Source organism: Bifidobacterium callitrichos (assembly GCF_008698085.1).
GTDB lineage: Bacteria > Actinomycetota > Actinomycetes > Actinomycetales > Bifidobacteriaceae > Bifidobacterium > Bifidobacterium callitrichos.
In genome coordinates, this window is sequence record NZ_RZJP01000001.1 from 280,448 (window position 1) to 293,160 (window position 12,713).

The window sequence follows — 12,713 nt, forward strand, 5'->3', positions numbered from 1 at the left end:
CTATGGCACATGCACAACAGCACGCGAAGCGCCGCGTGCGAGCGAAACACACCGCGCTTTACAAGGACGCCTGGCGGGCCGTCGCCTCCAACGGCAAGCGATTCGCGGCGATTGCGGTGATCGTCGCGGTCGGCGTGATGATGATGGGCGCACTTTCGTCCATCAGCAACGATTTGCGCGGCGGTCTCGACGGTTTCTTTGACAAAACCGACATGCACGATCTGAGCATCGTCTCCACGTTTGGCTTCGACGATGACGACATCAAGGCCCTGTCCGACGTGGACGGCGTGGGCTCGGTCGCCGGCCAGCGGTCGGCCAGCGCGTACACCAAGATCAACGGCAAGCAGTCGTCCGCCACGGTGACCGAGCTGAACGACCAGGGCCTTGATCAGCCGTACCTGACTGATGGCCGTCTGCCCAAGGCCGCACATGAGATCGCCGTCACCGAGCAGTATCTGGCCGACAGCGGCAAGGCGCTGGGGAATACACTCACGTTCACGCTGGACGAATCCACGTCCGTGGCGCAGCTGATTTCCGGGGCATCGTCTGCTGATTCGTCGTCTGCTGATTCGTCCGACGCGTCGAGCGAATCCGATTCCGGCACGTTCGCGACCGGCGACTACACCATCGTCGGTACCGTCATCGATCCGAACGACATCGTCAACCCATCCGGTCCGATGGCGTTGATCTCCGGCGCCAAAACCGTCTACCCGCTGTTCGTTTCGTCCGAGGCCGCGGCCGCGACGGATGCGCCGTATACGTCCGCGCTCATCAGCGTGGACGGCGCCGCCAACCTCAACACGTATGACGGCGATTACCTGACGCTGGTCAAACGGACGCAGGACAGCATCGAGAAGATCCAATCATCCCGTGAACAGGCCCGCACAGATGCCATCAAAGACGCCGTGCGCGAACCGGTTGAAAGCAAATTGGACGAACAGAAGCGAACCATCGAGGCCCTTCCTGATGGCAGCCCGATGAAGGCCACCGCCGAGCAGAAGATCGCCGATGCCGAATCCCAGTTGGAATCGGAGCTCGACGCGCTGCCGGACGCCAACTGGATCATCCACGACCGCAGCGCTCTGACCAGCTACGAGGACGTCAAGACCGAAAGCGAGATGATCTCGCGTCTCGGCAAGCTATTCCCGATCCTGTTCCTCGTCATCGCGATCCTCGTGAGTCTGACCGCGGTGGCGCGCATGGTGGAGGAGGACCGCCAGCTCATCGGCACCTACAAGGCGCTCGGCTACACGCGCGGCGAGACGATGCTCAAGTACCTCATCTACTCATCCGCTGCGGTGCTCGCGGGCGGTGTGGTCGGTGACCTCATCGGCCTGGCCGGACTGCCGTTCGTGTTCACCAAGCGCATGCTGCACATCCTCTATGTGATCCCGACCTATCCACTCATCATCGACTGGCGTATCGGCATCGGCGGCATTCTGCTGTTCCTCGTGCTCATCACCGGCAGTGCGATGGCCGTGTGCGCAGGTTCGCTGCGGCTCCAGCCGGCCGAACTGCTGCGCCCGAAGGCGCCGAAGGCCGGCAAGACCATCGTGCTGCAGCGCATCGGATTCGTCTGGAACCATTTGAGTTTCCTCGGCAAGGTGACCGCGCGCAACCTGTTCCGCTACAAGTCCCGTGCACTCATGGTCATCATCGGCGTGCTCGGATGCACCTCGCTCATGACCGCCGGTTTCGGCATGGCCTCCTCCGCGATGACAATGATGCCCCGCCAGTTCGGCGAGATCGCCACCTACGACGTAATGGCCGTGACCAAGGCCGCCGACCACGACAAGGCGCAGAAGGCGCTGGACGAAGACGATGCGGTGGAATCGTCGGTCCCGATTCATCTGGAAAGCGCGACGCTGTCCGCGGGCGATGCCGTTGGCGGTAACGGTGACGCCGGTAACAGCGGTTCCGGTAATGGCGGAGCAGCCGAGGATAGCAAGCTGACCGTGCAGCTCATGGTCATCCCGGACGGCGAGTCGCTCGATGGCTACCTCGATCTGCATACGACGGACGGCCGGACCATCGTGCTGGATGAGGGGAGCGAGGCCACGGCGGTCGTCACCGCAAACGCCGCGAAGACCTTCGGTTTGGACACCGGCGCCACGGTTGAGCTCGCTGATGCGATGATGGATACCGCCCAAGTGAAGGTCACCGGCGTGGCCCAGTACTACACCGGCAACATCGTGGTCATGTCCGAAGCCGCCTACCGTGCCGCGTTCGACGTGAACAACGATACGGACCTCGCGCTCAACGCCGACCTCATCAAGGTGAAGGGCGACGACGACACGCAGATCGCGTTCGCCGACGACCTGGCCGGACAGGACGAGTACCTGACAGTGGTGAGCACCGCCAAGCAGACGCGCGACTTCACCAAGAGCTTCATGATCTTCTTCGTGATGATCGGGTTCATCGTGGTCATGGCGGCAATCCTCGCGGTGGTGGTGCTCTACACGCTCGCTTCCACGAACATCTCCGAGCGCGAGCGCGAGCTCGCCACCATCAAGGTGCTGGGCTTCCGCAAGCGAGAAGTGCACGGGTACGTGAACAAGGAGATGCTGCTGCTCGCCTGCTTCGGCATTGCGATCGGTCTACCATGCGGCCGCGGCCTGCTCGGATTCCTCCTGAGCCAGCTCGACCTGCCGGGCATGAACATCGTGCCGAACGTGGCATGGTACTGCTATGCCGTTGCCGCACTGCTGGCGTTGCTGTTCACCGTGCTGGTCGAACTCGCCACGAACCGCTCCCTTGACAGCATCGACATGGTCGGCGCATTGAAGAGCCCTGAGTGACGAACGAATCAGAACAACGGATCCATGTCCGCCCCCGATTCGCCGATCGCATCGGCACGGGGGCGGACGCGCGCCTCAACGATCCATGAACCGCTTTCATCCAGCCTCGCTCTGGCCTCGAAGGCCCCCGTCTCGAATCCGCGGCGAATGCCGTTATTGATCTTGTATGCGGCCTTGCGCGCCGCCGAACGGTTCGCGGCGTCCGCGACGAGATGCCATCCCTCGTGGGTGAGCAGCCAGCGGGCAAGCTTGGGCCCATTGCGCTTGACGTTGAGCTGCTGTTCGTCCTCCACGGTCGCCTTCGGCGATTCCAATCCCAACTCGCGCAGACGGAACAGCCATGCGCGCGCGGAGGCCCTATCGGGAAAATCGAAGATTATACGCACGCGATCCATGCGCTTCACGATACGCGACCGGATACATCGACTCGCCGCATCTCGCGTATCGTTGGAATCATCGCATGAACCCGTACGGATAGGGGAGGGAAGCCACATGGAGACGAAACGAATCCCGGCAAAACTCATCGGACTGATCGCCCTGCTGGCGGCGGTCGCCATCGTGTTCGGGCTGGTCGTATGGAACGCCTCCCGTCCCGCCTCCACGACCTCCCAACCGACCAGAACCGTCACGGTCGACGGATATCTCGGAGGAGAGAAGATCGGTCTGTTCGACGATCCCGAGTTCGGCAGGATCGCCGCCGCGCAGGGGCTCGACGTCTCGTATCGCAAAGCCGGAAGTCTTGCGATGATGGACGCCGATCAAAAGGACCTCGACTACCTGTTCCCCTCCTCCCGCATCGCCGTCGAATACGGCAAAGCGCAGGGAGTGAAGGCCGTGCGCAGCGATATCGTGTTCAACTCGCCGATCGTCATCTACACGCATAAGGCCGTCGCCGACGGTCTGGTGTCCACGGGGCTCATGAGCGTGAAGGACGGCGTGTATCGCATCGACATGGCCAAGGCGGTCACGGCCATGGAGGCGAACAGATCATGGACGGACGTGGGGTACGCCGCCGGCTACGGACAGTTCCGCATCGACTCGACCGATCCCGTCCAATCGAACTCCGGCAACGAATACGCGGCCCTCATCGCCACCGTCATGAACGGCGGCGCACCCGCCACCACCGAATCGGTCACACGCGACGGCCCACGCGTGAAGGCCATCTTCGAGAAATCGGGGTGGATGGAGACCTCCAGCGAGGATTCGTTCAGTCAGTTCCTCACTCTCGGGGTCGGTTCCAAACCCATGACCGTGGGATACGAAAGCCAGATACTCGATCTTGCGGTCAACAAGCCGGATGCGTTCAAGCAGGTCAAGGACGATATCGTCATCGCCTATCCCACGCCCACCGTCTGGAGCACGCATACGCTCATGGCGCTGGATGAGAAGGGGGAGAGACTGCTTGATCTACTCACCTCCTCCGACGTGCAACGTCTCGCGTGGAGACGTCACGGATTCCGATCCGTCGATTACACCGGTGACGACTCCATCGCGCGGTTCGGCGTGAACGGCGTCGTGGATCAGGTCACGGACGTGGCTGAGCTTCCAGGCAATCAGGCCATGCAGGCGCTTATCACAGCGCTGAAATGATGGCTGAAATGATGATCGTCGAATAACCGTCGAATGAACGGTGCAATGGGTTCGCCAGCAACCCCGTCGACGGACCCGACGACCAGGGCTCAGTGCCGGGTGGCGCCAAGCCTGCTCTGCTCCCTGCGGGACAGTTCCTCAAGCGTGGGCATGGACGAAAGCGTGCTCCGGGCCGACTCGAGTCCTTCGAGCATCGAGCATTGGCTTGGCACCTCGCCGTCGTGAACACGCAACATCCTGAGCATCTCATCACGGCTCATCAGTTTCGCCGTCATCAACAACCTCCCTGACTGACGTCGATTCGTTCTCCATCCAGCTTAATCGCCGTTTGTCTCTACGGTGGGCTAACTTGGCCACCATCGATTTCAATATCGTCGATTCTGCTGCTTTCTGCACCTGTTATCCCATTTTTAGCATCGGGCGGACCAACCCTCCTAGGGTGTCGGCCCTGTTTCCCATTTTGAAAGGACCAAGCATGTTCATCAAACAGCGTTCCGTCTTCGACTATCAGGCGATCCTTGCGGATGCGCCGAACGGCATCGAGGCGCGAATCACGCGACTGACCCCCAATCTCACCTACGACGCCACGGTGATCGTTCCCGAATCGTATGGCCTCCCCGCATCCGTCGAGGATAAGGTGGTAGTCACGTCGATGGACCGCAAAGTCGTCCACCGGTCGTTCGACGCGTTGCACGACGCCCGCACATGGGTGAACGATCTGGTCACGACCGCCTGAATCCCCGTCATCGCGCCTCTCTCGAAAACTGCACTCGCCCCGTTGCGACACGCCGTTCGGCATGTCTCGGACGCGTGTAGGCGGATACGCGTCCGCCCATTGGCCATATACCGTGTGAAGCGGATATTGTCAGGGCCCGAACAGCGGGATCCGGCCCATCGAACCGGCACCGAACCGGTGTCAGGCAAAAAAATTTGAGACCGAAATTTAGCGAAAGGCACCTCATGGCCTGAAAACACAGTTAATATAGATGGAAGTTGCGTTATACACGCAGTTGAAATTTAAGATTAACGATACGTGAGGACTAATGGCAGAAGGTAGTACCGGAAGGCGGCGGTTTTCGGACAAGTGGGGTAAGCACGAGCTCGATGTGCTGGCCGTGTTGTCATCCGCATTCCCGCAGTGGCTCACCTCACGTCAGATCGCGCAACGAGTCAAGGCGTACGCCGACTCCTACGGGGAGCTGGCCGATCAGGCAGCCAAGGCCGCTTTCGCCAAGCAGTTCCAGCGCGATCGCGCCAAACTGGCGGCCATGGGAATCGCCATCGAGTCACGTCAGCCCGAATATTCGTCCAAATCCGAGGGACAGGACTTCGCCTCCTATCGTCTTCAGCTGGGAGACGAACCGCGCGTACGGCTGCGCTTCGACCCGGAGGACATGCCGGTGCTGGCCGCAGCGAACTATCTGGCACGGTCCATGTCGATGTCCAGCGAATCCGACCAGTCGACGGCGAGCAGCCACACCTCCCGCACGGCGCCGAGGGTTCCCCAGACCCCGATTCCAGGTCTCGGCCTCGATTCGATCGCCCCGGGGCTGGGCACACAGACCATTCCGGACGCGCTCGTCAAGGTCATCGACTCGCGCCGTTTCGCCGCCACCATCGATGTGGACGGCGAGCACATCAACGTGGCATATACCGATTCGGATGATCTGGCCATGTACGTGCTCGAGCATCCGGGCGCTTCGATCGTCAGCCCCCAGGAGGCGGCCGACGCGTTCCACCGCCGTCTCGTCGCCGCCGAGGCACTGGCTCTGGCCGACGCCGACGCCGAGAAGAAGGCCGTCGGTACCGCCGACGCCACACGAACCGACAACGACCGGGAGATGGATGAGGACGACGGTTCCAAGCAGCGTTCCAAGAAGTCGTCGTTCCAGACCGGCAGCGAGGTGGATCGTCGTCTCCGGCTGATGCTGTTCCTCTCCGCGCACCTGGGCGAGGAGTTCTCGCTCGAGGAACTCGCCGAACGGTTCATCGGCCGCCCCCGTACCCCGGAGGAGCTCAAGAAGTCCGTCAATGTGATCCACAAGGACATCAACACGCTCACCACCGTTTCCGATGACGGCGAGATGGCCGGAAGCCAGTTCTTCGACATCGACTGGTCGCTGCTGGATGCCGAGGGCATCGTATCGGCCACGAATTCGCTCGGTCTGGAACGGCTTGCCGGCATCTCGCCCCAGTATCTGAGCATGCTCACCGCATCCGTCAGCTATCTGGCCCATTCACCGCTGCTCCCGGATGATCAGCGGGCCCAGGCCGAAAGCCTCTATCATCGTCTGCATCAGCATGTCAAGCCCGGTCAGACCCCGTGGCTGAGCCTGACCGGTTACGAACTCGAACCACACAACTTCGGCATGGTCAAGCGCGCCATCACGTCGCAGTCCCTGCTCGACATGACCTACACGGACGGTGCCGGCAACAATCGTCGCCGTCTCGTGGCGCCGGTCAAGATCTATGTGGATGAAGGCGTGTACTACGTGGCCGTATGGACCGATGTGGCCAAGGCGGCTCCGGCGGACAAGCAGGACATCATCCTGAAGAACCCCGCCATCAACAAGGCCAACGGCAAGCCGCGCACCTGGCAGGTGCTTCGCATCGCCCGCATCGAGCAGGCGAAGCTCGTCGAGCCGACCACGCGTCTGGATATTCCGGACATGCCGTTGAGTGAGCTGCGCAAGTGGAGCTTCGACAACGGGACCGCTGCGGCGTTCATCACCGACACGAAGGATACGTCCTTCGTCAAGAACCTGCCCGGCGCCACCGTGACGCCGTGTGGCGACGGCGAGAAGGTGAAGCTCATCGTCTCATCCGATTCGTGGTTCGTGGCGTTCTGCATCGCACATGCACGTCATATCGTCGCCGTTGCGCCCGAGACGCTGCGCACGATGATCGTGGCCCGTGCACAGCGAGAGCTGAGTGTCGCCGCACGCGACGCGGATTAACGCGGATTAGGGGGAAGAGTCATGCCTTGGTGGATCTGGCTGCTGCTGGCGCTGTTCATGATCGCCATGCTCGTCATCGGTGGCATCTACGTATTCCGGCGTGCCCTCGCCGCATTGTCGGTGATCTCCGAAACCGGTGCACGAATCGGAGACCGGCTCACACGTATGAGCGAGCCGGTCGATCAGGAGAATCCTGACGAGGCACCGATATTCACGCAACCGTTGAAGGTCGCCGCCGAGCGCTACGAAGAGGCGCATGTCGGTGTGATCCTTAGGAAGGAAGCCAGACGAGACCGCCATGTCCAGGCATGGCGGCGTTGGCGTCACGGCATTCTTGGATAAATGAGCACAAAGAGCAATACCACAAAGAAACACCGCAACGGCGATTACGATGCGGTCATGTCCTCGCCCGCCGCACGGTACGCCGCGTTCAGGAAGCGTCAGATCCGCACCTCGAGTGTGGCGTCACGCTTCGCACGTACCCTGCCCTTCGAGCTCGACGACTTCCAGACGCAGGCCGACGAGGCGCTTGAGGCCGGCAAAAACGTCCTCGTCGCGGCACCCACCGGAGCTGGCAAGACGGTCGTGGCCGACTTCGCCGTCTATCTTGCGCAGGAGCGCAACGTCAAGGCGTTCTACACCACGCCGATCAAGGCGCTGAGCAACCAGAAATACCACGATCTCGTCGACGTGTACGGTCAGGACAAGGTGGGTCTGCTCACCGGCGACACCTCGATCAACTCCGAGGCGGACATCGTCGTGATGACCACCGAGGTGCTGCGCAATATGCTCTACGAGCACTCCACCACACTCGATGCACTTCATTACGTGATCCTCGACGAAGTGCACTACCTCGCCGACCGGTTCCGCGGACCGGTGTGGGAGGAGGTCATCATCCATCTGCCCGAGCGCGTACGCATCGTGGCACTGTCCGCAACGGTCTCCAATGTCGAGGATTTCGGCAAATGGATCTCATCGGTCAGGGGAGACACCGAACTGGTCGTCTCCGAGCGCCGTCCGGTTCCCCTCGAACAACATGTCATCGTTCAACAGGACGACCGCACCGAGCCGGAGATCATCGACCTGTATCAGCGTGACGACTCAGGTGAGCAGACCACCAAGGTCAATCCCGAACTCGCCAATCGCCTCGACCAGCTCGACCGGCGTGCTGCAAGACGTGCCGGCGCGGAACGTCCTCACAAGGGCCATGATCATGGCCACGGCGGCAAGGGCCGGGGGCGAGCGGGGGCGCCGGCTCGCAAGCCGGAACGACATACGCCGCGTCGGTGGGCCGTCGTCGACGAACTCAACTTCCTCGATATGCTGCCCGGAATCTACTTCATCTTCTCCCGCAACGGATGCGATCAGGCCGTCGAGCAGTGCATCAACGCCGGGCTCGAGCTCACTAGCGAACAGGAGGCGAAGCGTATCCGCGCCATCGTCGACGAGATGGTCGAAGGGCAGCTCTCGCAGGATGATCTCAAGGCGTTGGGCTTCTCCCGCTTCCGATTCGCACTCGAGGAGGGGTTCGCCTCCCACCATGCCGGCATGGTGGCCCTGTTCCGACAGATCGTCGAACGACTGTTCGAGGAGGGGCTCGTCAAGATGGTCTTCGCCACCGAGACGCTGGCCCTCGGCATCAACATGCCCGCACGATGCGTCGTGGTCGAGAAGCTGGAGAAGTTCGACGGCACTGGACACGTGGCGCTGACGCCGGGGGAGTTCACCCAGCTGACCGGCCGCGCCGGACGCCGCGGCATAGACACCATCGGACACGCGATCGTCGTCGATCATCGAGGATTCGTCCCGGCCACGGCGGCGGCGCTCTCCAGCAAGCGCGTCTATCCGCTGCACTCGAGCTTCAAGGCCACGTTCAACATGGCGGTGAACCTGCTCAACGCCAGTGATTATGAGACCAGCCGCATCACGCTCGATCATTCCTTCGCGCAATGGGAGGCGAACGCCTCCGCATGGCAGCTGGAATCGCGCATGGCCACGCTCCGTGAGGCTATCGACGGCTACGAGCGTGCCTTTGCATGCGATCACGGTGATTTCAGACAGTTCATGACCCTTCGCATGCAGCTGAGCGATCTTGAGAAAACCGAACGCAATCGACTCAAACACACGGCCTTCTCCTCCGACCAGGCGCGTTCCGACGCGTTCCGCGATCTGGATCGGCGCATCGGCGATCTGCGCAGACAGGAGCAGCAGCATCCGTGTCGCGAATGCCCCGATCTGCAGCAGCACCTCAAATGGGGTCACCGGTGGACTCGCGAGATGCGCGAACTGATGCGTACGCAGGAGCGCTACGATTCACGCACCGGTTCCGTGGCGCGTCAGTTCGATCGCATCTGCGACGTGCTTACCGAACTCGGGTATCTGGAGCAATCGGGTGAGCATGATCTTGTGCTCACCGAGCACGGACAGCTGCTGCGCCGCCTGTACAGCGAACAGGATGTGGTGCTTGCACAGGCGATCCTCACCGGTGCTCTCGATCTACTGCCACCGGCGGGTCTTGCTGCGGTGCTGTCGCTGCTGGTGTATGAGGCGCGTCGCGGGCTCGGTGGCGAGCCGCGTTACTATCCCGGATCGGTGCATGGTCCGATCGCCGTGGCCGCCGGAGAGCTCAAGGCGATCCGCAACCAGGTCAACGCACTGTGTGAGGATCACGGACTCGATCCGCTTCCCGATCTTGATGCCGGCATTCTCGACATCATGTACGAATGGGCCGATGGAAGGGATCTGGCGGACGTTTTGCACGGCGTCGAACTGACCGGCGGCGACTTCGTGCGCAACGCCAAGCGGCTTGCCGACGTGCTGCAGCAGATCGCGACGGCCGAGGCCTATCTCGGTCCTAATGGCGAATCTCTTGCAAAACGGGCGCGCAGAGCGGTCGAAATGGTCAATCGAGGCGTCGTATCCTATTCCGGCGTCGACTGAGTCTCCCTTCCAAACCGGAATAAAACGCTCGTCCGAGCTGTTTCGTAATGTTGATAGGTCGTATAAGGAGGACGTGAACTATGGCAGAACGCAGTCTGCGTGGCATGAGCATCGGTGCGAAGTCGTTGGAATCCGATTCCAACGTCGACTTCGCCGCGCGCGAAGAGGTCGCCTACGTGTGCCCGAACGGGCATCGCACCATCCTGCCGTTCGCCGAGGGAGCCGAGATCCCGGACGAATGGGAATGCCGTTGCGGTTCGACCGCGCATCGCGAGGGAGAGGACGCCGAGGCCAACGAGATCGCCAAGCCAACGCGTACCCACTGGGACATGCTGCTTGAACGTCGTAGCGAGGAGGAGCTCAAGGAGCTGCTCGAGAAGCGCCTGCAGATGCATCGTGACGGCTGGATCCCAGATTACGAGTGATTCCCTAGGCAATTCACGAATGGCAACGTATCAGCGATACGAATACCGTGGACGAGTGCCATGAGTGAACAGTGCATGAACGTTGTGCCCGGCCCGATGGACCGGGCACTTTTCTTCCGTGCTACAACGTAATCTATTCTAGGCAAGCGGCCCGGGGTACAAGAACATGATCCCGTGACCGACAAGGAAATGACGAGATAATCAGGGGAGTGACACCGATGGCTGAACATCCGAGGAACGTGGTCCTGCTTGATCTGGACGGCACGCTCACCGATTCCGCGCCCGGCATCATCGCGGCCGTGACCGAGACCTTCAGGAAGATCGGCATGACGGTGCCGGACGACGAGGAACTGCACCGCTTCGTGGGCCCCGCCATCATCACCTCGCTACGTCGCAACCATGTGCCGGAGGACAAGCTCGACGAGGCCGTCGACATCTACCGCGACTACTACGCCAACCAGAACGTGTTCGATGACCCGAACAACCCCGGTCAGAAGGTTGCCGGCCGGTACGTCAACAAGGTGTTCGACGGTATCGCCGAGCAGCTCGACATCCTGCGCGCCGACGGCTATTACCTCGCCGTGGCCACGTGCAAGCCCGAATACCAGGCCAAGCCGATCTGCGACCGCTTCGGCGTGACCCCGATGGTCTCCGGCATCTACGGCGCCAGCAAGGACAACTCACGTCTGACCAAGGAGCAGGTCATCCGCTACTGCTTCGAGCACATCGACTTCGACGCGGCCGCCGGCGACAAGGCGCTCATGGTCGGGGACCGTTGGACCGACGCCGACGGCGCGGTCGCCTGCGGGCTCGACTGCCTCGGCTGCGGTTGGGGGTACGCCGAACCCGGTGAGCTCAAGGAGCACGGCTGCTACCGCATCATCGACGACATCGCCGATCTGAGCGCCGCGGTCGAGGAATACTTCGCGAATTAGCTTCCGATATACCGCGACAACAGTCGACTATCATTGCAACTCCGACGGAAGATCTGCACAAGTGATCGAAAATGTTCACTGAAATCGAAATGTGATCTTTGATACATTTCAGTCATTTGTGCCGTTTGTGCAACAGTTTGGTGTTACCGTTCACATCATGTTCGTCAAGCAAGCATCGAATCTTGATTATGCGGCCACGCTTGTCGGCGGCCCTGCCGGGGTCACCGCGAAGATCACCCGCCTGGCGCCCAGTCTCGCCTATGACGTGACGGTGGTCATCCCGGGGTTCTATGAGCTGCCGGAGATGGTCACACGCGACGCGTCCACTGTGGACAAGAAACGCGTCATCGTGCACGGCTCCTTCGCCGGATTGCACGAGGCTTGCGCTTGGGTGGATCGGCTCGCCGGATCGCTGCATCAGACCGTCGCGGCCTGATCTGCAGCCTGACCGGTTTCGATCCGATGGGGGCATGCATCTGCTGCGTCTCGTCGGATCGAGATCGATCGCATGGAACGGTCGACGACTATGAGAAAGGTCAGTTATCGTCGTCCGCATCGTCTCCATCGTTATCGTCGTTATCGTCGTCGGTGTCATTCTGATCGTCGTCGCTATCATCGTTGGCATCGTCGTCCGACGAATCATCTGAGTCATCGCCGTCATCCTGGTCATCATCCCGATCGTCGGAACCGTCATTGGTGTCGTCTCCCGTATCGTCCGACGCATCGTCGGAGTCATCTGCATCGTCATCCGACTCATCGCCGACGTCATCCTGATCGTCGCCGTTCGACGTGGATTGTTCGTTCTGCGTGCCTCCGGACGCCGGTTGGGGCGAGGACGCCGTCCCGCATGCGGATACGCCCAGCACCAGCAGCAATGCCGCGGCCGCTCCGACGAGAATGGTGAACTTACGTTTGATTGAACTGGTCATGGTCGATTCCTTTATCGATCGTGCCGTATCGACGGCTCCCACCACGACCGTCGTCCCTCAATCATCCCATATCCGCCTATTCCGCGCACCCGGATCGACTGTGGCGTACGTCACGCATGATGCATCACGTCGGACGCTG

General features: G+C 61.4%; 11 protein-coding genes and 2 pseudogenes. 10 read left to right on the plus strand and 3 right to left on the minus strand.

The genetic code is table 11. The features are described 5' to 3' along the window. Positions 1 to 2: 2 nt before the first annotated feature. Positions 3 to 2,798 carry an ABC transporter permease gene (locus EMB92_RS01295; protein WP_150393526.1) on the plus strand — a complete coding sequence of 932 codons (2,796 nt, stop codon included), beginning with the start codon at positions 3 to 5 and terminating at the stop codon, positions 2,796 to 2,798. Positions 2,799 to 2,806: 8 nt separating this feature from the next. Here EMB92_RS01295 and EMB92_RS01300 read toward each other — a convergent pair whose 3' ends face one another. After that, entirely contained in the window at positions 2,807 to 3,193 is a 387-nt protein-coding gene (locus EMB92_RS01300) for a hypothetical protein (protein ID WP_052119221.1), read from the minus strand. A 97-nt stretch (positions 3,194 to 3,290) separates the two neighbouring features. Here EMB92_RS01300 and EMB92_RS01305 point away from each other — a divergent pair, with 97 nt between their 5' ends. Then, positions 3,291 to 4,388, plus strand: coding sequence for a substrate-binding domain-containing protein (locus EMB92_RS01305; RefSeq protein ID WP_190973514.1), 1,098 nt, complete (start codon positions 3,291 to 3,293; stop codon positions 4,386 to 4,388). Positions 4,389 to 4,477: 89 nt separating this feature from the next. Here the strand turns inward: EMB92_RS01305 and EMB92_RS01310 are convergent, their stop codons facing one another. Continuing rightward, complete coding sequence (locus EMB92_RS01310) at positions 4,478 to 4,663, minus strand: hypothetical protein (RefSeq protein WP_150393528.1); 186 nt, start codon at positions 4,661 to 4,663, stop codon at positions 4,478 to 4,480. A 200-nt stretch (positions 4,664 to 4,863) separates the two neighbouring features. Between EMB92_RS01310 and EMB92_RS01315 the strand changes: the two genes are divergently transcribed. From EMB92_RS01315 to EMB92_RS01345, 8 genes and pseudogenes are all read left to right on the plus strand, one after another. After that, on the plus strand, positions 4,864 to 5,124 hold the full coding sequence (locus EMB92_RS01315; RefSeq protein ID WP_140444967.1) for a hypothetical protein: 261 nt from the start codon (positions 4,864 to 4,866) through the stop codon (positions 5,122 to 5,124). A 307-nt stretch (positions 5,125 to 5,431) separates the two neighbouring features. Further along, positions 5,432 to 6,176 (plus strand): annotated as a pseudogene (locus EMB92_RS11880) (helix-turn-helix transcriptional regulator); the annotation flags it as partial. 86 nt (positions 6,177 to 6,262) lie between these two features. Continuing rightward, positions 6,263 to 7,345 (plus strand): annotated as a pseudogene (locus EMB92_RS11885) (helix-turn-helix transcriptional regulator); the annotation flags it as partial. Between the two features lie 21 nt (positions 7,346 to 7,366). Further along, positions 7,367 to 7,687, plus strand: coding sequence for a hypothetical protein (locus EMB92_RS01325; protein WP_043166473.1), 321 nt, complete (start codon positions 7,367 to 7,369; stop codon positions 7,685 to 7,687). Positions 7,688 to 7,744: 57 nt separating this feature from the next. Beyond that, the gene (locus tag EMB92_RS01330; protein ID WP_223847569.1) at positions 7,745 to 10,285 is read left to right on the plus strand and encodes a DEAD/DEAH box helicase; all 2,541 of its coding nucleotides are present in this window, start codon (positions 7,745 to 7,747) and stop codon (positions 10,283 to 10,285) included. Between the two features lie 80 nt (positions 10,286 to 10,365). After that, the gene (locus EMB92_RS01335) at positions 10,366 to 10,710 is read left to right on the plus strand and encodes an RNA polymerase-binding protein RbpA (RefSeq protein ID WP_043166477.1); all 345 of its coding nucleotides are present in this window, start codon (positions 10,366 to 10,368) and stop codon (positions 10,708 to 10,710) included. Between the two features lie 218 nt (positions 10,711 to 10,928). Continuing rightward, positions 10,929 to 11,645, plus strand: a complete 717-nt coding sequence (locus EMB92_RS01340) for an HAD hydrolase-like protein (protein ID WP_150393531.1) — start codon at positions 10,929 to 10,931, stop codon at positions 11,643 to 11,645. Positions 11,646 to 11,802: 157 nt separating this feature from the next. Continuing rightward, positions 11,803 to 12,081, plus strand: coding sequence for a hypothetical protein (locus tag EMB92_RS01345; RefSeq protein ID WP_150393532.1), 279 nt, complete (start codon positions 11,803 to 11,805; stop codon positions 12,079 to 12,081). Positions 12,082 to 12,181: 100 nt separating this feature from the next. Here the strand turns inward: EMB92_RS01345 and EMB92_RS01350 are convergent, their stop codons facing one another. Next, positions 12,182 to 12,574, minus strand: a complete 393-nt coding sequence (locus tag EMB92_RS01350) for a hypothetical protein (protein WP_150393533.1) — start codon at positions 12,572 to 12,574, stop codon at positions 12,182 to 12,184. Between the last annotated feature and the right edge of the window lie 139 nt (positions 12,575 to 12,713).

Excerpts from the sequence above, each read along its gene's own strand:
- EMB92_RS01350 (WP_150393533.1), bottom strand. The coding sequence starts at position 12,574 with ATGACCAGTTCAATCAAACGTAAGTTCACCATTCTCGTCGGAGCGGCC.
- EMB92_RS01335 (WP_043166477.1), top strand. The coding sequence starts at position 10,366 with ATGGCAGAACGCAGTCTGCGTGGCATGAGCATCGGTGCGAAGTCGTTG.
- EMB92_RS01295 (WP_150393526.1), top strand. The coding sequence starts at position 3 with ATGGCACATGCACAACAGCACGCGAAGCGCCGCGTGCGAGCGAAACAC.
- EMB92_RS01305 (WP_190973514.1), top strand. The coding sequence starts at position 3,291 with ATGGAGACGAAACGAATCCCGGCAAAACTCATCGGACTGATCGCCCTG.
- EMB92_RS01315 (WP_140444967.1), top strand. The coding sequence starts at position 4,864 with ATGTTCATCAAACAGCGTTCCGTCTTCGACTATCAGGCGATCCTTGCG.
- EMB92_RS01340 (WP_150393531.1), top strand. The coding sequence starts at position 10,929 with ATGGCTGAACATCCGAGGAACGTGGTCCTGCTTGATCTGGACGGCACG.
- EMB92_RS01325 (WP_043166473.1), top strand. The coding sequence starts at position 7,367 with ATGCCTTGGTGGATCTGGCTGCTGCTGGCGCTGTTCATGATCGCCATG.
- EMB92_RS01330 (WP_223847569.1), top strand. The coding sequence starts at position 7,745 with ATGTCCTCGCCCGCCGCACGGTACGCCGCGTTCAGGAAGCGTCAGATC.
- EMB92_RS01300 (WP_052119221.1), bottom strand. The coding sequence starts at position 3,193 with ATGGATCGCGTGCGTATAATCTTCGATTTTCCCGATAGGGCCTCCGCG.
- EMB92_RS01345 (WP_150393532.1), top strand. The coding sequence starts at position 11,803 with ATGTTCGTCAAGCAAGCATCGAATCTTGATTATGCGGCCACGCTTGTC.
- EMB92_RS01310 (WP_150393528.1), bottom strand. The coding sequence starts at position 4,663 with ATGACGGCGAAACTGATGAGCCGTGATGAGATGCTCAGGATGTTGCGT.